We start from the raw sequence: 19,926 nt of genomic DNA, 5'->3' as shown, positions 1-19,926 counted from the left end.
AGTTGGTAGAAGCGTGAACAACGTCGGGGTGCCGCAGGTGGATGTCGTGGTGGTGGGTGCTGGACAGGCGGGCTTGTCCAGCGCCTACCACCTGCGTCGCGCCGGCCTGGAGCCGGATCGTGATTTCGTGGTGCTCGATCATGCCCCGCGCCCCGGTGGTGCCTGGCAGTTCCGCTGGCCGTCGCTGACGTACGGCAAGGTGCACGGGATGTACGCGCTGCCCGGCATGGAGCTGGCCGGCGCCGACGACAGCAGGCCCTCGTCCGAGGTGATCGGCGAGTACTTCGACTCGTACGAACGCACCTTCGACCTGCGGGTGCACCGGCCGGTCGGGGTGAGCGCGGTCCGGGAGGGCGACGGGGGACGGCTGCTCGTCGAAACCTCCGAGGGTACGTACGCGACCCGGGCCCTGATCAATGCGACGGGGACCTGGGACCGGCCGTTCCGGCCGCGCTATCCGGGCCAGGACACCTTCGGGGGCCGCCAGCTGCACACGGCGGACTACCCGGGGCCGGACGGGTTCGCCGGCCGGCGGGTGGTCGTGGTGGGCGGCGGGGCCTCCGGTACCCAGCACCTGATGGAGATCGCCGGCGTGGCGGCGGACACGTACTGGGTGACACGCCGGCCACCCGTCTTCCGCGAGGGCCCGTTCGGCGCGGACCAGGGACGGGCGGCCGTGGCGATGGTCGCGGACCGGGTGCGGCGCGGGCTGCCTCCACAGAGCGTGGTGAGCGTGACGGGTCTGCCGGTCACCGACGCCGTCCGGCGCGCCCGTGAGTCGGGGGTGCTCGACCGCCTGCCGATGTTCGACCGGATCACCCCGTCCGGCGTGGCCTGGGACGACGGGCGCACGGTCGAGGCCGATGTCATCCTCTGGGCGACCGGCTTCCGGCCCGTCGTCGGCCATCTCGCCCCGATGAGACTTCGCGAGCCCGGTGGCGGCATCCGGGTCGAGGGGACACAGGCCGCGCGCGACCCGCGCATCCATCTCGTCGGGTACGGGCCGTCCGCCAGCACGATCGGTGCCAACCGGGCCGGGCGGGCCGCCGTGCGCGCGATCGGACGGCTGCTGGAGCGGACCGGGCCGGTGGCGGAACGGGCGGCGTCCGCGGCCTGACCGGCGCCGGGCGCCAGGACGCCGGAAGGGGGGCGGCCCGCTCAGCCGTTGCCTGCGCCGTGGCGGTTGCGGTTGAACTCCGCGACGTTGCGCTGCTGCTCCGCGTAGTCGTCGGTGAAGCGGGTGTCGCCAGGCGCGACGGTCACGAAGTAGAGCCAACGGCCCGCAGTGGGGCTGATCGCGGCCGCCATCGCCTGCTCGCCCGGATTGCCGATGGGGGTGGGCGGCAGGCCCTTGCGGGCGTAGCTGTTGTACGGGCTGTCGATCTTCGTGTCGCCCGCGGTGGTGTCCAGGGTGCTGCGGTTCAGCGCGTAGTTGAGGGTGGAGTCCATCTGGAGCGGCATGTCCCGTGCGAGCCGGTTGTGCACGACCCGGGCCACCTTGCCCATGTCGGCCGCGGTGTCCGCCTCCGCCTGCACGACACTGGCGATGGTCACCGTCTGGTAGACGGTGACGTTGTTGCGCTGCGCCCCGGCCGTGATGTGCTCCGCGCCGAACCGTTCGACCGCCGTGTCGACCATGTAGCGGAGCAGGCTCTGCGGGGTGCTGTCGTCGGTGACGGGGTAGGTCGCGGGGAAGAGGTAGCCCTCGGGGTTGCCCTTCGCCTCCGCCGGGAGGGGCAGGTCCGCCGTCGCGAGGGCCTTCTCCGTGGTGCCGGAGGACTCCCCCAGCACCTTGTCCACGGCCGCGTACACCTGGGAGGCCCGCCACCCCTCGGGAACCACCAGTGAACGGGTCCGCTCGGGCTCTCTCGTCAGCAGCGGTACGAGTACGGCGGCGGCCACCCCGAGAACGAGCACGGCGGCGATGAGCAGCACCAGCCGGCCGCGCCGGGTCGGACGGAGCTTGCGGCGGCGCGGGGTGTCCGGGGTCTCGTTCACCATGCGGGCACGCTATCCCGCGCCGATGCCGCCGTCCCGCACCCCGCCTCCGGCGACACGCGGCCCGCACCGCGGGAGTGAGCGCAGGGGCCGGCGTCCGGAACTCATCACCCCTCGGCCGAGGTGAACATGTCGACGAGCGGCTGCGGCGCGTGATCGTTGAAGATCATCTCCAGGCTCTCCGCGGTGTCCTGGGCGGTCCTCTCGGCCCGCGTGAACATCGGTGCCTCGTAGGCGGCCAGCGCGGCCTCGATGTCACCCGGGTGTGCGGCGAGTGCCCGGCCCAGGTCGGCGCCGTCGATCATGGCGAGATTGGCGCCTTCGCCCGCGAACGGCGACATCAGGTGGGCGGCGTCGCCGAGCAGGGTGATGCCCGGGGTGCGCTTCCAGTGGTGTCCGACGGGCAGTGCGTGAATGAGCCTCGGCACCAGCGCGCCGTCGGCGTCGGTGATCAGCCGCCGCAGGGCGGGTGCCCAGTCGGCGAAGTGCCCGGCCAGTGCGGCCTTGGCGGCGTCGGCGGTGGTGAAGTCGATCGTGGACAGCCAGTCCTCGGCGGCACGCAGGGCGTGTAGATGTGGAGGCTGCCGTCGGATTCCCGGTGGGCGAGGAATCCGCGGTGGTCACCGAGTGCGAAGAACATCCCGCCGCCGATGAGTTCGGCGCACTCGGGGTGGTGGGTGTCGGCTTCGAAGAGGTCCAGCTCCACGAAGGAGATGCCCGTGTAGGCGGGGACGGCATCGGAGAGCAGCGGCGGATGCGGGACCAGGCACCGTCCGCCCCGACGAGCAGGCCGGTCGTGAAGACGCTGCCGTCGGCGAGTGTGACCTCGTGCTGCCCTGAGCCGGTCGGTCTGGCGCCGGTGATCCTGCTTCCCCAGTGCACGGTGTCCTCGGGGAGCGCGTCGAGCAGGAGATCGCGCAGGTCTCCTCGGTCGATCTCGGGACGGTCGCCCTGGCCGTCGTCCTTCTGCTCCAACAGCACCCGGGCGTGCTTGTCGAGGACGCGCATGGCCTCGCCGCCGGGGTGGACCTTCTCCCTGAAGCGCTCGTGCAGTTGGGCCGCGCGCAGGGCGTCCTGGCCGGATTCCTCGTGGATGTCGAGCATGCCGCCCTGGGTGCGGGCGTTCCGGTCGGCCTCCAGGTCGAAGACGGCCGCCTCGATCCCGTTCACGTGCAGTACACGGGCGAGAGTGAGACCGCCGAGGCCGGCGCCGATGATCGCGATGGGGTGGTGTGTGGTGCTCATGGTGATGCCTCCAAGTCGTGGGGCGCCCGCCGACGGTGCGGTGCGGGCCGGGGCGTTCAGTCGGGCGTGACCGGGGTGGTCCGTGTCCCGTTGATGACCGCGCGGAAGATCCAGTCCAGGCGCTGATCGGGGGAGCCGGCGGCCAGGTCGGCACCGAGCGCGGCGATCCGCGGATACTGCGCGGCGCTCACGCCGCACAGCACGGCAACGAGGGCGTTGTGCTCGTCCTCCGCGTCGGCGTCCTGCCCCCGGGTGGACTGCTCGACGGCGGCGGCCGTAGCCACCTGCAGCAGCACGTCCACACCTCGGGCCGCCTGCGCGTCGGGCACGTCCCCCTCGTGCAGGAGGGTCAGGACCGCCTCGACCAGGGCCAGGTAGTTCGGCCCGGAAGGGCGTGCCACCAACGCCGACCGGGCGAGGCTGGGGTGCTCGAACAGGGTGTACGTGTAGGAGCCGAGGACCGCGGTGAGCCGGTCGCGCCAGTCGCCGGCGGACCCGGCGAGGGATGGGCTCAGGTCGACGGCTCCCAGCAGCTCCTCCAGGATCGCCGCGTGCAGTTCGGCGGTGTTCGCCACGTACACGTACAGCGAGGCCGGTCCCGTGTCGAGCTCCTGGGCCAGGCGGCGCATGGTGACGCGCTGCAGGCCCTCCTCGCGCATGATCGCCACCGCGGTGGCGACGATCCCGTCGTAGGTGAGAGCCGGCTTGGCCGGCCGTTCGCGGCGACTGCGGGGTGCGGGAGCTCGGGACGTCATGCACTCACCATAACGAACATGTTCGTAACGAACAAGTTCGTTCTGGAGCGGGTCGGCGCCGGCACCAAGCCGATCACCGCTGCCTTCCCGCCTCACGCGGACGGGGAGCCGGCGGAGGACGGGTGCCCGGCGGGGGACCGCAGGGGTGCGGTCCGGCCGGTCAGCTCGCCGCGGGAGCGAGCTGGGAGTCCCGGCGGAGCAGGGCCGCATAACGCCCGTCCTGCTCAAGCAGCTCCTCGTGACTGCCGCGCTCCGCGGTCCGCCCGCCGTCCAGGACGACGATCTGGTCCGCGTCGCGCACGGTGGAGAGCCGGTGGGCGATGGTGAGGGTGGTGCGTCCGGCGGAGAGCGCGTCGATCGCTTCCTGCACGGCGAATTCGGTGCGGGTGTCGAGGGCGCTCGTCGCCTCGTCGAGGATCAGCACCGGGGGGTCACGCAGAATCGTGCGGGCGATGGCCAGTCGCTGCTTCTCACCGCCCGAGAAGCGGTAGCCGCGCTCACCGACGAGGGTGTCGTAGCCGTCGGGCAGTGAGGCGATGTGGTCGTGGATCTGAGCCGCGCGGGCCGCTGCCTCGATCTCGGCGTCGGTGGCGTCCGGTTTGGCGAAGCGCAGATTCTCGGCGACGGAGGCATGGAAGAGGTACGTCTCCTGGGAGACCACCCCTACGGCCCTGGCGAGCGTGTCGAAGTCCAGATCGCGCACGTCGACACCGTCGAGCGTGACCCGGCCGCCGGTGACGTCGTACAGCCTCGGCACCAGATAGCTGAGGGTGGACTTGCCGGAGCCGGTGGGGCCGACGACGGCCAGGCTGCCGCCGGCTGGCACGGTCACGTCGACGCCGCTGAGCGTGGGATCGCTCTTCTCGTCATAGCTGAAGTCGACGTTCTCGAAGCGGACCTCGCCACGGATCTTGTCCAGGCGGACCGGGTTCTCCGGCTCGGTGATGTCCACGGTGAGGTCGAGGTACTCGAAGATCCGCTGGAAGAGGGCGAGGGACGTCTGCATCTGCACCCCGGTGGAGAGCAGGCTCACCGCGGGCCGGAAGAGGCCCTGCTGGAGCGAGACGAAGGCGACGAGCGTCCCGATGGAGACAGCGGGCCCGCTGGATCGCAAGGTGATGCCCGCGGCCCAGTAGATGACGGCCGGCATGGCGGCCATGACGATGCCGATCGTCGACATCCGCCAGCGTCCGGCCATGCTGGAGCGCACTTCGAGGTCGACCAGCCGCTCGGACTCCTCAGCGAAACCCTTGGTGAGCGATTCGGAGCGGCCCATGGTGCGGCCGAGCAGGATGCCGCTGACGGAGAGCGATTCGGTGACCGTGGCCGCCATGGCGGCCATCTGCTTCTGCCGCTGGGTGGTGATCTTCTTGCGCTCGCGGCCGACCCGGCGGCTGATCCAGACGAACACCGGCAGCAGCAGGAGCGAGACGACGGTGAGCCGCCAGTCGAGTGCGAGCATCGCGACGACGGTCGCGATGACCGCGGTGAGGTTGGAGACCAGGGACGTCGCCGTCGAGGTGACGGTGGCCTGCATGCCGCCGATGTCGTTGGCGATCCGGGACTGGACCTCACCCGTGCGGGTCCTGGTGAAGAAGGCGAGGGGCATCCGCTGCAGCTGCGTGTAGACCCCGGTGCGCAGGTCGTGCATCACCCGCTGGCCGACGGTGGTGGAGATGAGGGTCTGCAGCACACCGAAGACACTGTTCATCACGGCGGTCAGGATCATGCCGAGGGCGAGCAGCGAGAGCAGCCCGGTCCGCCCCTGCGGGATGGCGGTGTCGAGGATCTCGCGGAGCAGGAACGGCGAGGCGACCGACACCAGCGACGAAGCGCCGACGAGCAGTCCGACCACCGCGAGGCGGCCACGGTACGGATGGAAGAGGCGGAGGATGCGACGCAGCTCGGCGGGCGGCTGCTCGGCATCGTTGGGCGGGGCGTCCACGTGGGTTCGTCGGGTTTCATGGGCTCCTTCGTCAGGCGTGCGACTACAGGGAGGGGGTGCGGCTACCTGTAGCGCCAGGCGCGTCGGCGGTCCGCGAAAGTCGGGGAGCCGGTCCGTCGGAATTCCCGCGACAACCGGCCGGATAAGAGCATAGCTCATTGTTACCTGTACTCACAATGCACATGGTCCTGATATTGTTCCCCTCATGGACTCCCCCGACCCCGACGGCATGCTCGCCGAACAGCTGCTGCGGCTGACCCGCAGACTCCAGCGCATTCAGGGCCGTCAGCTGGAGCCGGTCGGCATCACTCCGGCGCAGTTCCGGCTGCTGCGGACCGTCGCGCATTACGACGGGCCGCCGCGGATGGCGGATCTCGCGCAGCGCCTCGATGTCGTCCCGCGCGCCGTGACCACACTGGTGGATGGTCTGGAGGCCAGCGGCCGGGTGCGCCGCGCCCCCGATCCGGACAGCCGCCGGGTGGTGCGGATCGAGATCACCGACGAGGGGATCGCCACTCTCCGGTCGCTGCGCAACGCGCGCCGGGCGGCCGCAGAGGAGATCCTGGCTCCATTGACCGCCGAGCAGCGCGAGGTGCTCGGCGGACTGCTCACCGCTCTGGTCAACGGAATGCCGGAGCGCCGCTGCTGATCGGGTGCGAAGCACCGCACGAGCCGCCGAGGGGACCTCGACATGCCGCTGCTGGAGCCGAAACCGGAAGCCCTGCGCCCCGGTGCGGTGCGCAGGCCCACCCACGACCGCGTGCCCGACGCGCAGGCCCCGGGGACGCCCGAGCCGCTGCGCGGCGAGCTCACCGCGCTGCTGGGTGCGCGGAAGGTCCTGTGGAAGATCTCCGACCTGGTGCGGTACGCCTCCGACGCCAGCCCCTACCGGTTCGTGCCCCAGGTCGTGGTCGTGGCCGAGGACATCGACGACATCTCGGCGGTCCTGTCGTACGCGCACGGCAGGGGCCGCAAGGTCGTCTTCCGGGCCGCGGGCACCAGTCTGAACGGCCAGGCGCAGGGCGAGGACATCCTGGTCGACGTCCGGCAGCACTGGGCGGGCATCGAGGTCCTGGACGGCGGCGCGCAGGCCCGCATCCGACCGGGGACGACGATCATGCGGGCCAACGCCACCCTGGCCCGGCACGGCCGGCTGCTGGGCCCCGACCCGGCCAGCGCCATCGCGTGCACGGTCGGCGGGGTCGTCGCCAACAACGCCTCCGGGATGACCGCGGGCATCAGCCGTAACTCCTACCGCACCGTCTCCTCGCTCACCTTCGTGCTGCCCAGCGGCACGGTGGTGGACACCGGCGACCCCACGGCGGACGAGGACCTCGCCCACGCGGAGCCGCGGCTCTGCGCGGGACTGCTCGCGCTCAAGGCGGAGATCGAGGCCGACGCCGGACTCACCGCCCGGATCCGGGCCAAGTACGAGATCAAGAACACCAACGGGTACCGCCTCGACGCCTTCCTGGACGGTTCGACACCCGTGGAGATCCTGCGCGGCCTGATGGTCGGGTCGCAGGGGACCTTCGGCTTCATCTCCGAGGTCGTCTTCGACACGCTGCCGCTGGACCGCCGCGTCTCCACCGCGCTGCTCTTCTTCCCGTCCCTGACCACGGCGGCGGCCGCGGTCCCGCTGTTCAACGAGGCGGGCGCCATCGCCGTCGAGCTGATGGACGGCAACACCCTGCGCGCCTCCGTCAGCGTCCAGGGAGTGCCTGGCGACTGGGCCGGGCTGCCGAGGGAGACCGCGGCGCTCCTGGTGGAGTTCCGGTCCCCCGACGAGGCCGCGCAGGAGGCGTACGAAGAGGCGGCGGCCGGGGTCGTACGGGGTCTGGAGCTGGTCCGGCCGGTCACCTCGGTGACCAATGAGTTCACCCGGGACGCCCGGACGATCTCCGGCTACTGGAAGGCCCGCAAGGCCTTCGTCACCGCGGTCGGCGGCTCCCGGCCGTCCGGTACGACACTGATCACCGAGGACTTCGCGGTACCGCCCGCCCGGCTGGCCGACGCCTGCGAGGCGCTGTTGTCGCTCCAGGCCGAGCACGGTTTCGACGCCGCCGTCGCGGGCCACGCGGCGCACGGCAATCTGCACTTCCTGCTCGCCTTCGACGCGGCGAAGCCCTCCGACGTCGACCGGTACGCCGCCTTCATGGCGGACTTCTGCCGGCTGACCGTGGAGCGGTTCGACGGATCGCTCAAGGCGGAGCACGCCACCGGCCGCAACATCGCACCGTTCCTGGAGCTGGAATGGGGGCCGCGGGCGACCGAGCTGATGTGGCGTACCAAGCAGCTCATCGACCCCGACGGGGTGCTGGCGCCGCGGATCGTCCTGGACCGCGACCCGAAGGCGCATCTGCGCGGGCTGAAGACCATCCCGAAGGTCGAGGCGGTGGCCGACCCCTGCATCGAGTGCGGATTCTGCGAACCCACCTGCCCCAGCCACGACCTGACCACATCACCACGCCAACGCATCGTGCTGCGGCGGGAGATGATGCGGCAGTCGGGCGGTTCGCCGGTGGAGAGCGGACTGCTCGACGCGTACGGCTACGACGCCGTCGACACCTGTGCCGGTGACTCCACCTGCAAGCTCGCCTGCCCCGTCGGGATCGACACGGGCGCCATGATGAAGGACTTCCGCCACCAGCGGCACTCCCCGCGCGAGGAACGGATCGCCGCGCTCACGGCGAAGCACTTCCGCGCAGTGGAGACGGCGGCCCGGCTCGCGGTCGCCGCGGCCGGCCGGATCGACGACCGGCTGCTCGAAGGCGTCACCGGTCTCGCCCGCCGGGCCGTGCGCCCCGATCTGGTACCCGCATGGCTGCCGGAGATCCCGGGCGCCGCCGCCCGCGCGCTGCCCCGTACGTCCAGGGCCGGAGCGAGCGCGGTCTACTACCCGGCCTGCGTCAACCGCATCTTCGGCGGGCCCGGGGGACATCAGGGCCCGTCGCTTCCGCAGGCCGTGGTCGCGGTGTCGGCCCGCGCCGGACGGCCCGTCTGGATCCCGCAGGACGTCGCGGGTACCTGCTGCGCGACGATCTGGCACTCCAAGGGCTACGACAGCGCGAACGCCGTGATGGCCAACCGGATCGTGGCCGCCGCCTGGGGCTGGACCGGCGGCGGAAAGCTGCCGCTGGTCGTCGACGCCTCCTCGTGCACGCTGGGCATCGCCCATGAGGTGGTGCCGTATCTGACCGAGGACAACCGGGAGTTGCACCGCCGGCTGACCGTCGTCGACTCCCTGGTCTGGGCAGCCGACGAACTCCTGCCGAGGCTGACGGTGCTGCGCCGGACCGGCTCCGCCGTCCTCCATCCGACCTGCTCGATGGAACACCTGGACGATGTGGAGCAGTTGCGGGCGGTCGCGGAGGCCTGCGCCGAGGAGGTCGTGATCCCGGACGACGCTTCGTGCTGCGGCTTCGCGGGCGACCGCGGCATGCTGCACGAGGAACTGACGGCCTCGGCGACCGCGAAGGAGGCCGCCGAGGTGAACACCCGGGAGTACGACACGTACCTCTCGGCCAACCGGATGTGCGAGATCGGCATGGACCGGGCGACCGGCCGTTCGTACCACTCGGCGTTGCTGGAGCTTGAGCGGGCGACCCGGCCCGGTCCCGGTCAGGCCTGAAGGCTGGCCCGGTCGCCCATGACCACGACCGGGTGCTGCTTCGGGTCAAGGGTGCGCAGCAGCTTCTGCATGGCCGGCTTCGGCAGGCTCACGCAGGCCGAGGTGCCGCTGCCGTGGTCCATGTGCAGCCAGATGCTGCCGCCCTTGGTCTGCCCTTCGGGCCGCGTCGGATCGTTGGGAGGGGTGCCCTTGACGCGGTTGTAGTCGATGGCGATGACGTAGTCGAAGTCGTGCCAGTGGGACTTGGCCCAGTAGTGCGGGGCCTGGATGGACGCCGACTCCGTGTACGGGAGACGAGAGCCCGGGTCGGGCAGCACACCGCCCGCGTCGGAGAGGGTGAAGACGCCGACCGGGCTGCGCTTGTCGTCCTCGTGGTGGTCGGCGGCCCAGCCCTTCTTGCCGTTGTGGGCCTTCCAGCCGGCGGCCTTGTCCCAGGTGGAGCCGGACTTGGTGTAGAGCACGACGGTGGAGTCCGCGCTGTTCTTGCCCTCGCCGTAGACAGCGACCACCTGACGGGATTCGGCCGGGATCTTCGACTGCATCCGGTCGCCCACGTCCGGGATGCGCTTCAGGTCGACGGTCCGGGCCGCCTTCTTCGGGGCGTCGGCCGACCGCGCGTCGCCCTTCTTAGCGTCCTGTCCTTCACCGCACGACGTGAGGGTCGTGAGCAGGACACCGCAGGCAGCCGCCGAGACCACCACTCGTACCGCACCGGCTATATGCATTCGCCCATGGTCGCACTCCGTGGCCTTCGCCTTCGCCCAGCCGTGCGGGCCGCGGGGAATGCGTGCCGAATCTTTACCCCCGTACCTGCGGGTACCTGCCGCATCGCCCGGCCGGGGCCGTGCCGCTGTCACCGTCCCGTCACGTAAAAGGGTTTGCCTCGGCCCCGGCAGGACGCGAGGCTTGGACGGTTTGGTCCCCCCAGCCGTTTCTCCCCACGTGTCTCTGGATCCCCCGCGGATCTCAGCCCCTTCCGATCTTTGGGACGTCATGCAAATTCGCGATCTTCCGTACTCGGATCCCGGCGATCCCGATGTCCGGTCGGGCCCTCGCTTCCTGCTGTGGCTCGGCCGCAACCAGATCCGCGGACAGCTCAAGTCCATGTCCTGGGGTCTGCTGCACCAGTGCTCCATCGCCGGGCTGCCGCTCACCGTCGGATTCGCCGTCCAGGCGGTCGTCGACCGGTCAGGCGGCCGGCTCGCGCTGGCCGGCGGGCTGATCGCGGTCCTCGGGGTGCTGATCGCGGTCGGCGACACCATGCTCCACCGGACGGCCGTCACCAACTGGATCACCGCCGCCGCCCGGGTCCAGCAGCTGCTGGCGCGCAAGACCGCGGAGCTCGGCTCGGCGCTGACCCGCCGGGTGGCCGCGGGTGAGGTCGTGGCGGTCTCCACCGGCGATGTGGAGAAGATCGGCTGGTTCGTCGAGGCGCTCTCCCGCTTCGCCGCCGCCGCGGCCGCTCTCGTCATCATCTGCGTGGGGCTCGTTCTCTATCTGCCCTCGCTGGGCGTGCTCGTCGCGCTCGCCATGCCACTGCTCGCCCTGGCGGTGCTGCCGCTCCTCCCCGGGCCACCCGGCGCGCCGACTTCCAGCGCGAGAAGGCAGGCAAGGCGACCGAACTGGCGTCGGACACCGTGGCCGGGCTGCGCGTGCTGCGCGGTATCGGCGGCGAGGAGCTGTTCCTGGGGCGCTACCGGCGTGCCTCGCAGGAGGTCCGCAAGGCCGCGGTGCGCAGTGCGCAGATGTGGTCGCTGATCTCGGCGATCCAGGTGCTGCTGCCGGGCGTGCTGCTCATCTCGCTGGTCACCTACGGGGCGGCGCTGGCCCGGGACGGAAAGATCGACGTCGGTCAGCTGGTCACGGTGTACAGCGCGGCGACGCTGCTGCTGTTCCCGTTGCGGCACTTCGAGGAGATCGCCATGGCGTACTCCTTCTCGCGGCCGTCCGCCCAGCGCGCGGTCCGGGTGCTCTCGCTGAGCCGGGTCGCCCGGCCGTCGACGGTGGACGCCTCTCCGACCGGCGATCTGTACGACCCGGCCACCGGTCTGATGGCCCCCGAGGGCCTGTTCACCGCGGTGGTCTGCGGCGATCCGGACGAGGCCGGCCGGCTGGCGGACCGGCTCGGTGGTCATGCCCAGCCGGCGGTGTCGCAGGCCGGTGCGGCCGAGGAGGAGCCGGCGGACCGCGAGGTGCCGTCCGTGCTGCTCGGAGGCGTACCCCTGGACGAGCTGGAACTGGACGCCGCCCGGACTGCCGTGCTGGTCCAGGACAAGGACCCGGTGCTGCTCTCCGGCACCCTGCGCGAACTGCTGGACGTGCCGTCGTCCGGGCGGGTCACTGCCGAGGAGGCGCTGTCGGCCGCGCAGTGCGGCGACGTCCTGGACGCGCTGGCTCAGGCGTCCGTCGACTCCGACGGCGATCCGATGAACACCCGGATCACCGAACGCGGCCGGTCGCTCTCCGGCGGCCAGCGCCAGCGGCTCGCCCTGGCCCGGTCGCTGGTGACCGACCCGGAGGCGCTGGTGCTCGACGAGCCGACCTCGGCCGTCGACTCGCACACGGAGGCGCGGGTCGCCGCAGGCATCAAGGCACTGCGCGAGGACCGTACGACGGTCGCCTTCGCGTCGTCACCGCTGCTGCTCGACCTGGCGGACCGGGTGGCGCTGGTCCACCGGGGCACGGTGGTGGCCGTCGGCACCCACCGCGAACTGCTGCGCAGCGAACCCCGGTACCGGGCGGTCGTCACCCGCGAGACCGACGACGAGATCGCGGTCCCGGCGCCGCCGGGGGAACCGGACCAGGGCGAAGCAATCAACGCGATCGACACGATCGAGGAAGTCGAGGAGAGGGCATGATCGGCGTCGCACCACCGGCGTACGACCCAGCCGCCCCGGAGTCGGCGACGACCCTGCCGGTAGGCACCCCCACGACCGTACGGAGCTACGCAAGGGAGCTGATCCGGCGCCACCGGCGGCCGTTCACGGTCGTCACCGCACTCAACACGGTCGCGGTGGTCGCCTCGATCGCCGGCCCCTATCTGCTGGGCGGGCTGGTCGAGGACCTGTCCACCGGGGTCACCGACCTCCATCTGGAGCGCACCGCCGCGGTGTTCGCGGTCGCGCTGGTCGTGCAGACCGTCGTCACCCGGATGATGCGGCTGCGCAGCGCGATGCTCGGCGAGGAGATGCTGGCCGATCTGCGCGAGGACTTCCTCGTGCGGTCGGTCAGGCTGCCGCCGGGTGTGCTGGAGCGGGCCGGTACGGGCGATCTGCTCTCGCGGATCACCACGGACATCGACCGGCTCGCCAACGCCATGCGCGAGGCGGTGCCGCAGCTGGCGATCGGAGTGGTCTGGGCGGGGCTGCTGCTCGCCGCGCTCACCGTCACCGCTCCCCCGCTGGCTCTCTCGGTGCTCATCGCGCTTCCGGTGCTGATCGTCGGCTGCCGCTGGTACTTCCGCCGGGCGCCTTCCGCGTACCGCTCGGAGGCGGCCGGTTACGCGGCGGTCGCGGCCATGCTCGCGGAGACGGTGGATGCCGGGCGGACCATCGAGGCGCACCGGCTCGGTGCGCGCCGGGTCTCCCTGTCGGACCAGCGGGTCAAGGAGTGGACGGCCTGGGAGCGGTACACGCTGTTCCTGCGGTCCGTGCTCTTCCCCGTGATCAACGCCACGTACGTGACCATTCTCGGCGCGGTCCTGATGCTCGGCGGCTGGTTCGTGATCGAGGGCTGGCTGACCGTCGGACAGCTGACGACCGGCGCGCTGCTCGCCCAGATGATGGTCGATCCGATCGGCCTGATCCTGCGCTGGTACGACGAGTTGCAGGTCGCCCAGGTGTCGCTGGCGCGCCTCGTGGGCGTCCGCGACATCGAGCCGGACGCGGGCGACGAGGCGGTGGCCCCGGACGGCCGGGACGTGCGCGCCGACGAGGTGCACTTCGGCTACCGGGCCGGTCTCGACGTGCTGCACAAGGTGTCGCTCGACGTCGCTCCTGGTACACGGCTCGCGCTGGTCGGCCCGTCAGGCGCGGGCAAGTCCACGCTGGGCCGGCTCCTGGCCGGGATCTATGCCCCGCGTACCGGTGAAGTCACGCTGGGCGGCGCGGAGTTGTCGCAGATGACGGCGGAGCGGGTACGTACGCACGTGGCCCTGGTCAATCAGGAGCACCATGTGTTCGTCGGCTCGCTGCGGGACAATCTGCTGCTGGCCCGTTCCGGCGCCCAGGACGCGGAGCTGTGGGCGTCGCTCGCCGCGGTCGACGCGGACGGCTGGGCAGCGGCCCTGGACGAGGGCTGGACAGCGAGGTCGGCTCGGGCGGTCTGGTGCTGACCCCGGCGCAGGCCCAGCAGATCGCGCTCGCCAGGCTGGTACTGGCCGATCCGCACACGCTGGTGCTCGACGAGGCGACGTCGCTGCTCGACCCGAGGGCGGCCCGCCATCTGGAACGCTCGCTTGCCCGGGTGCTGGACGGCCGCACGGTGGTGGCGATCGCCCACCGGCTGCACACGGCGCACGACGCGGACGTGATCGCGGTCGTGGAGCAGGGCCGGATCAGTGAACTGGGCAGCCATGACGAGCTGGTGGCGGCGGACGGCGCGTACGCGGCGCTGTGGCGGTCCTGGCACGGCTGACGGGGGCGGGCACCGGTCCCGTACCGCCGTGGAAGGCGCCTCCGTCGCAGGAGGCGCCTTCCACGGCCGTCTCGGACACCACTCGCCCGGGGCCTGCCGACCTGCCTGTCCTCGCCCGCGGCCGCCGGCCTGCGGAGCCGGGGTCCGCGTGCGGCGGCGCCGGGCGAGGTCCCCCGATCTCCGCCGGACGAAGCGGCGCGGGCGTCAGATGAAGTTCATGGCGGCTGCGCCGCCCACTCCCCCGAGCACCATGAACACCGGCATCAGCACCTTCAGCTCCACCCAGCTGCCCGCACGGAACCGCATGAACTTCGGCGGACCGATCGGGTACCAGCGCTTGCGTCCCACCGGGATCGGCCACAGGATCGGGCAGCCGGAGACGGTCAGCGCGTCGCCGATGTCGTGGACCAGGGCGCCGAGCACGATCGGCAGCCCGAGCCAGAGGTAATCCTGGCCGGGCGCGCTGAAGAGCCAGTCCGAACCGTTGCCCGGCTTGTCCAGGACGCCCGCGAGGATCCACGCGCTGGTCGCGCCGAGCAGCCACACGAGGACGTCGCTTGACACCCGGGCGGCCCGCCACAGCAGTCCTTCGACGGCGAGGACCAGGTGGACGAAGAGGATCGCCAGCACGGCCCACCGGCCACAGGTGATCGCGGCGACGGAGGCTGCGCCGCCGGTCAGGACCGCCCACAGCCAGGTGTGGGTCAGGGTCCGGTGGCCGCCGTTACGGTTCGAGTCGCCCCGCATCTTCGTCGCCTTGTAGACGGCGTGCGAGATCTTGTCCACGACCTCGCAGACGCCGCGGGAGATCGGCCCGAAGGCGCGCGAGATGGTCGCCGACTTGTGGTCGAGGTCCGGGGCGAGCGCCGCGCCCGCGGTGATCAGCGCGCCGACGACCAGTACGGGCCACGGCATGGTGTGTCCCGCGGCAGTCGCAGCCGCGCCCACCCCCAGCCAGGCCGCTGCCCCTGACAGAGAGTGTGCCGGTCCCATCATGAGTGTTGCCGCCCCCGTAAATGTTGACAGGTGTTGCCTACGTGCGAGTTCCGGCCACCGTCGTTGCGGTGCGGCCGAGTTGAGTGGGCAGCGTATCGTCCGTGATCTTCGCGGCGTCGTCCGGTTCCCTCATCCGGGCACAAGGCAGGCAAGATGGGGCGTGACCCTTATCGATCAGCTGCCCCCGACCGACGACCCCGACGCCCTCTTCGAGGCATTCTCGTCATGGACCGAGAAGCAGGGCATCACCCTCTATCCCGCTCAGGAGGAGGCGCTGATCGAGGTGGTCTCCGGGGCCAACGTGATCCTCTCCACCCCCACCGGCTCGGGAAAGAGCCTGGTCGCGGCCGGTGCGCACTTCACCGCGCTGGCCCAGGACAAGGTCACCTTCTACACCGCGCCGATCAAGGCACTGGTCTCGGAGAAGTTCTTCGACCTGTGCAAGATGTTCGGCACGGAGAACGTCGGCATGCTCACCGGCGACGCCTCGGTCAACGCCGACGCCCCGGTGATCTGCTGCACGGCCGAGGTGCTGGCCTCCATCGCGCTGCGTGACGGGAAGTACGCGGACATCGGCCAGGTCGTGATGGACGAGTTCCACTTCTACGCGGAGCAGGACCGCGGCTGGGCCTGGCAGATCCCGATCCTGGAGCTGCCGCAGGCCCAGTTCATCCTGATGTCGGCCACTCTGGGTGACGTCAGGATGTTCGAGGAGGACCTGACCCGCCGCACCGGCCGTCCCACCTCCGTGGTGCGCTCGGCGACGCGTCCGGTGCCGCTCAGCTACGAGTACCGTCTGACGCCGATCACCGAGACGCTCACCGAGCTCCTGGAGACCCGGCAGTCGCCGGTCTACATCGTGCACTTCACGCAGGCGGCGGCCGTCGAGCGGGCACAGTCGCTGATGAGCATCAACATGTGCACCAAGGAGGAGAAGGAGAAGATCGCCGATCTCATCGGCAACTTCCGCTTCACCACCAAGTTCGGCCAGAACCTCTCCCGCTACGTGCGGCACGGCATCGGTGTGCACCACGCGGGCATGCTCCCGAAGTACCGCCGCCTCGTGGAGAAGCTCGCGCAGGCAGGTCTGCTGAAGGTGATCTGCGGTACGGACACGCTCGGCGTCGGCGTCAACGTCCCCATCCGCACGGTTCTGTTCACCGCGCTCACCAAGTACGACGGCACCCGGGTGCGCACGCTGCGCGCCCGTGAGTTCCACCAGATCGCGGGCCGGGCCGGGCGGGCGGGCTTCGACACGGCGGGCTTCGTCGTCGCGCAGGCCCCCGAGCACGTCATCGAGAACGAGAAGGCGGTCAAGAAGGCCGGCGACGACCCGAAGAAGAAGCGCAAGGTCGTCCGCAAGAAGGCACCCGAGGGCTTCGTGTCCTGGTCGGAGACCACCTTCGACAAGCTGATCCAGTCCGACCCGGAGCCGTTGACCTCCCGTTTCCGGGTCACGCACACCATGCTGCTGTCGGTCATCGCACGTCCCGGCAACGCCTTCGAGGCGATGCGGCACCTGCTGGAGGACAACCACGAGCCGCGCCGGGCGCAGCTGCGCCACATCCGCCGGGCGATCGCCATCTACCGTTCGCTGCTGGACGGCGGCGTGGTGGAGCAGCTCGACACCCCGGACGCGGAGGGCCGCATCGTGCGCCTCACCGTCGACCTCCAGCAGAACTTCGCGCTGAACCAGCCGCTGTCCACGTTCGCGCTCGCGGCGTTCGAGCTGCTGGACAAGGACTCGCCGTCGTACGCGCTGGACATGGTGTCGGTGGTGGAGTCGACGCTCGACGACCCGCGTCAGATCCTCGCCGCGCAGCAGAACAAGGCGCGCGGGGTGGCGGTCGGGCAGATGAAGGCCGACGGCATCGAGTACGAGGAGCGGATGGAGCTCCTGCAGGACGTCACGTACCCGAAGCCGCTGAGCGAGCTGCTGTGGCACGCGTACGACGTGTACCGGCAGGGCCACCCGTGGGTGGGCGACCACCCGGTGTCGCCGAAGTCGGTGATCCGTGACATGTACGAACGCGCCATGACGTTCACGGAGTTCACCTCGAACTACGAGCTGGCCCGGACCGAGGGCATCGTGCTGCGGTACCTCGCGAGCGCGTACAAGGCGCTGGAGCACACCATCCCGGACGACATCAAGTCCGAGGACCTGGAGGACCTCATCGCCTGGCTCGGCGAGATGGTCCGGCAGGTCGACTCCAGTCTCCTCGACGAGTGGGAGCAGCTGGCCAACCCCGAGGTGGAGACGGCCGAGCAGGCGCAGGAGCGGGCCGACGAGGTCAAGCCGGTCACGGCCAACGCCCGTGCGTTCCGGGTGCTGGTGCGCAACGCGATGTTCCGCCGGGTCGAGCTGGCCGCGCTGGACCGGGTCCGCGACCTGGCCGAGCTGGACGCCGACGCGGGCTGGGACGAGGACGCGTGGGGCGAGGCGATGGACGCGTACTGGGACGAGTACGAGGAGCTGGGCACGGGCCCGGACGCCCGCGGGCCGAAGCTGCTGAAGATCGACGAGGACGCCGAGCACGGTCTCTGGCGGGTCCGGCAGACATTCGCCGACCCGAACGGCGACCATGACTGGGGCATCAGTGCCGAGGTCGATCTGGCCGCGTCCGACGAGGAGGGCCGGGCCGTCCTGCGGGTCACCTCCGTGGGCCAGCTGTGAGCGCGTCCGTACCGACGGCGCCGCGAGAGTGGAGACGAACAGCATGACGAACCCCGCCGAGCGCCTGGTCGACCTGCTCGACCTGGAGCGGATCGAGGTCAACATCTTCCGTGGCCGCAGCCCGCAGGAGTCCCTGCAGCGGGTCTTCGGCGGGCAGGTGGCCGGGCAGGCCCTGGTCGCGGCCGGCCGCACCACCGACGGGGACCGGCCGGTGCATTCGCTGCACGCCTACTTCCTGCGGCCGGGCCGTCCCGGGGTGCCGATCGTCTACGAGGTCGAGCGGGTCAGGGACGGCCGGTCCTTCACCACCCGCCGGGTGACGGCCGTCCAGCAGGGCCGGACCATCTTCAACCTGACGGCGTCCTTCCACCGGCCGGAGGCGGCAGGGTTCGAGCACCAGCTGCCGCCGGCGCGCATCGTGCCCGACCCGGAGGAGCTGCCGACCGTCGCCGAGGAGGTGCGCGACCACCTGGGCGCGCTTCCCGACGCGCTGGAGCGGATGGCGCGGCGCCAGCCCTTCGACATCCGGTACGTCGACCGGCTGCGCTGGACGCAGGAGGAGATCAGGGACGCGGATCCGCGCAGTGCGGTCTGGATGCGCGCGGTCGGCCCGCTCGGCGACGATCCGCTCGTCCATACCTGTGCGCTGACGTACGCGAGTGACATGACGCTGCTGGACGCGGTGCGCATCCCGGTGGAGCCGCTGTGGGGCCCGCGCGGCTTCGACATGGCGTCGCTGGACCACGCGATGTGGTTCCACCGTCCGTTCCGGGCCGACGAGTGGTTCCTGTACGACCAGGAGTCGCCGGTGGCGACGGGCGGGCGGGGTCTGGCGCGCGGCCGGATCTACGACCGCGAGGGCAATCTCCTGGTGTCCGTGGTGCAGGAGGGTCTCTTCCGCCGCCTGGGCGAGCCGTCCTCCTGACCGTTCAGGTGCCGGGCAGCGGGTCCTGCTCCACCTCGTGACGGCGGGTGCGGATGCCGGGCGGAGCCGGGTGCAGTTTGGCGTCGCAGGACGGGCCGAGTCCGGTGCGGCGTGACGCCGTACCGGTCAGCGGGCGGCCGCACATGCGGCAGCGCACGGGGCGGCGGACCGCCGCCTGCTCGGCTTCGGGCAGCGGCTCGGTGCCGGATCGGGGGAAGGGCTCGGGGGACTCCACGCATCGATCTTCTCAAGCCCCCGGTCTACTCTGCGACTTCCCGACCGCACACCCACAGGAGTCCGCAGGTGACCAGCGTCCTGAGATTGAAGTCCGTCCCCCGGACAAGAAGTCGGAGAAGGCGGCCGGACCGGGCGCGGCCCGTCCCGTCGGGCACGTCGTCAGCCTCGCCGACGCGCCGGGGAGCACCTCCCGGGCGGTCGCGCACGTGGAGCGCGAACTGCCGCCCGGCGGCATACCCGCGTACCTCGCGGCCCGGAAGGACGGCACCCGCTCCTTCGTCCTGTGGGCGGACCCCGAGCGCCGTTCGCGGCTGGCCACACTGGTCACGGCCTCGGCGGCCGAAGGCGTGTCGGTGTACCAGGTACGGGGCGGCCAGGGCGAGCTCATCGGCACGTTCGTCCGCGAGAAGGCGCTGTCGGGGAAGGGCCTGCGAACCCGCTGGACGGTCACCCAGACCGGCTGCCCCGAGGCCGTCGGGTTCAAGGGCCGGATCTTCTGGTGGTACGTGTGGTGGCTGCTGTTCCCCGTCCAGGTGGCCATCGGCGTGGGCAGCCTGCTGAGCGGCGGCGGTGACGTGGCCCGGGGGCCACGCCGCATCGTCTGGCGGGCGGGCCGGGAGGTCCCGCTGGAGTTCCGGTCGGACGACGATGAGGTCCATGTGCACGCGACGTGGGTCGACTGGCGGCTGGCGGCCGCCCTGGCGGCGCTGGTGCGCACCTTCGACAGCTGGATCGGCACGCCGTGGGACGACAGCCGTACGTGACGTTCACGGCGCGCCGGGCCGTCGGCCCGAGTGCTCCGTTAGCCCATCGGGCGGACAGCGGGGCATTCGGCCCGCCCCCGGTGCGAGCCCTTCCCTTCCTGTCGCTCCTCGCCACGGAGGG

General features: G+C 71.2%; 13 protein-coding genes and 4 pseudogenes. 8 read left to right on the top strand and 9 right to left on the bottom strand.

Annotated features, from left to right (window positions below; all coding sequences use genetic code 11):
* Positions 1-28: 28 nt before the first annotated feature.
* Entirely contained in the window at positions 29-1,117 is a 1,089-nt protein-coding gene (locus LNW71_RS30160; RefSeq protein ID WP_250972193.1) for an NAD(P)-binding domain-containing protein, read from the top strand.
* Between the two features lie 41 nt (positions 1,118-1,158).
* On the opposite strand, the gene mltG is transcribed toward LNW71_RS30160, so the two are convergent.
* The 6 genes and pseudogenes from mltG to LNW71_RS30140 all read right to left on the bottom strand — a co-directional run bounded on the left by mltG (position 1,159) and on the right by LNW71_RS30140 (position 5,963).
* Complete coding sequence (gene mltG / locus LNW71_RS30155) at positions 1,159-2,001, bottom strand: endolytic transglycosylase MltG (RefSeq protein ID WP_250971079.1); 843 nt, start codon at positions 1,999-2,001, stop codon at positions 1,159-1,161.
* A 104-nt stretch (positions 2,002-2,105) separates the two neighbouring features.
* Positions 2,106-2,426 (bottom strand): FAD-dependent oxidoreductase, encoded by a 321-nt coding sequence (locus tag LNW71_RS37080; RefSeq protein ID WP_374119467.1) that lies wholly within the window; start codon positions 2,424-2,426, stop codon positions 2,106-2,108.
* 23 nt (positions 2,427-2,449) lie between these two features.
* Positions 2,450-2,704 (bottom strand): hypothetical protein, encoded by a 255-nt coding sequence (locus LNW71_RS37075; protein ID WP_374119547.1) that lies wholly within the window; start codon positions 2,702-2,704, stop codon positions 2,450-2,452.
* 5 nt (positions 2,705-2,709) lie between these two features.
* Positions 2,710-3,243: pseudogene (locus tag LNW71_RS37070) on the bottom strand (FAD-dependent oxidoreductase); the annotation flags it as partial.
* 56 nt (positions 3,244-3,299) lie between these two features.
* The gene (locus tag LNW71_RS30145) at positions 3,300-3,998 is read right to left on the bottom strand and encodes a TetR/AcrR family transcriptional regulator (protein ID WP_250971078.1); all 699 of its coding nucleotides are present in this window, start codon (positions 3,996-3,998) and stop codon (positions 3,300-3,302) included.
* Positions 3,999-4,158: 160 nt separating this feature from the next.
* A pseudogene (locus LNW71_RS30140) lies at positions 4,159-5,963 on the bottom strand (ABC transporter ATP-binding protein).
* Positions 5,964-6,148: 185 nt separating this feature from the next.
* Here LNW71_RS30140 and LNW71_RS30135 point away from each other — a divergent pair.
* Both LNW71_RS30135 and LNW71_RS30130 read left to right on the top strand, forming a co-directional pair.
* A complete protein-coding gene (locus tag LNW71_RS30135; protein WP_250971077.1) occupies positions 6,149-6,592 on the top strand; it encodes a MarR family transcriptional regulator in 444 nt (147 codons plus the stop codon).
* Positions 6,593-6,634: 42 nt separating this feature from the next.
* Positions 6,635-9,574: an FAD-binding and (Fe-S)-binding domain-containing protein gene (locus LNW71_RS30130; RefSeq protein WP_250971076.1), complete on the top strand. Its 2,940-nt coding sequence runs from the start codon at positions 6,635-6,637 to the stop codon at positions 9,572-9,574.
* Here LNW71_RS30130 and LNW71_RS30125 read toward each other — a convergent pair.
* The gene (locus LNW71_RS30125) at positions 9,565-10,299 is read right to left on the bottom strand and encodes a L,D-transpeptidase family protein (protein WP_250971075.1); all 735 of its coding nucleotides are present in this window, start codon (positions 10,297-10,299) and stop codon (positions 9,565-9,567) included. The genes LNW71_RS30130 and LNW71_RS30125 overlap by 10 nt on opposite strands.
* A 268-nt stretch (positions 10,300-10,567) precedes the next feature.
* Here LNW71_RS30125 and LNW71_RS30120 point away from each other — a divergent pair.
* Together LNW71_RS30120 and LNW71_RS30115 are read left to right on the top strand one after the other, a co-directional pair.
* Positions 10,568-12,432 (top strand): annotated as a pseudogene (locus LNW71_RS30120) (ABC transporter transmembrane domain-containing protein).
* A pseudogene (locus tag LNW71_RS30115) lies at positions 12,429-14,209 on the top strand (ABC transporter ATP-binding protein). The pseudogenes LNW71_RS30120 and LNW71_RS30115 overlap by 4 nt, the downstream one beginning before the upstream one ends.
* A gap of 204 nt (positions 14,210-14,413) precedes the next feature.
* Here LNW71_RS30115 and LNW71_RS30110 read toward each other — a convergent pair.
* Entirely contained in the window at positions 14,414-15,205 is a 792-nt protein-coding gene (locus LNW71_RS30110) for a metal-dependent hydrolase (protein ID WP_250971074.1), read from the bottom strand.
* Between the two features lie 160 nt (positions 15,206-15,365).
* Here LNW71_RS30110 and LNW71_RS30105 point away from each other — a divergent pair, with 160 nt between their 5' ends.
* Entirely contained in the window at positions 15,366-17,879 is a 2,514-nt protein-coding gene (locus LNW71_RS30105; RefSeq protein ID WP_250971073.1) for a DEAD/DEAH box helicase, read from the top strand.
* A 43-nt stretch (positions 17,880-17,922) separates the two neighbouring features.
* A complete protein-coding gene (locus LNW71_RS30100) occupies positions 17,923-18,804 on the top strand; it encodes an acyl-CoA thioesterase II (RefSeq protein WP_250971072.1) in 882 nt (293 codons plus the stop codon).
* A 4-nt stretch (positions 18,805-18,808) separates the two neighbouring features.
* Here LNW71_RS30100 and LNW71_RS30095 read toward each other — a convergent pair whose 3' ends face one another.
* A complete protein-coding gene (locus LNW71_RS30095) occupies positions 18,809-19,039 on the bottom strand; it encodes a DUF6011 domain-containing protein (protein WP_374119466.1) in 231 nt (76 codons plus the stop codon).
* A gap of 208 nt (positions 19,040-19,247) precedes the next feature.
* Here LNW71_RS30095 and LNW71_RS30090 point away from each other — a divergent pair, with 208 nt between their 5' ends.
* Positions 19,248-19,805 carry a hypothetical protein gene (locus LNW71_RS30090; protein WP_250971071.1) on the top strand — a complete coding sequence of 186 codons (558 nt, stop codon included), beginning with the start codon at positions 19,248-19,250 and terminating at the stop codon, positions 19,803-19,805.
* The last annotated feature ends 121 nt before the right edge of the window (positions 19,806-19,926 follow it).

The sequence above is a fragment of the Streptomyces sp. RKAG290 genome (genome assembly GCF_023701695.1).
Taxonomy (GTDB): domain Bacteria; phylum Actinomycetota; class Actinomycetes; order Streptomycetales; family Streptomycetaceae; genus Streptomyces.
The sequence above is the reverse complement of the archived record's forward strand: the minus strand, read 5'-3'. Positions and strand labels throughout refer to the sequence as shown.

Excerpts from the sequence above, each read along its gene's own strand:
- LNW71_RS30145 (WP_250971078.1), bottom strand. The coding sequence starts at position 3,998 with ATGACGTCCCGAGCTCCCGCACCCCGCAGTCGCCGCGAACGGCCGGCC.
- mltG (WP_250971079.1), bottom strand. The coding sequence starts at position 2,001 with ATGGTGAACGAGACCCCGGACACCCCGCGCCGCCGCAAGCTCCGTCCG.
- LNW71_RS30130 (WP_250971076.1), top strand. The coding sequence starts at position 6,635 with ATGCCGCTGCTGGAGCCGAAACCGGAAGCCCTGCGCCCCGGTGCGGTG.
- LNW71_RS30135 (WP_250971077.1), top strand. The coding sequence starts at position 6,149 with ATGGACTCCCCCGACCCCGACGGCATGCTCGCCGAACAGCTGCTGCGG.
- LNW71_RS30100 (WP_250971072.1), top strand. The coding sequence starts at position 17,923 with ATGACGAACCCCGCCGAGCGCCTGGTCGACCTGCTCGACCTGGAGCGG.
- LNW71_RS30110 (WP_250971074.1), bottom strand. The coding sequence starts at position 15,205 with ATGATGGGACCGGCACACTCTCTGTCAGGGGCAGCGGCCTGGCTGGGG.
- LNW71_RS30125 (WP_250971075.1), bottom strand. The coding sequence starts at position 10,299 with ATGCATATAGCCGGTGCGGTACGAGTGGTGGTCTCGGCGGCTGCCTGC.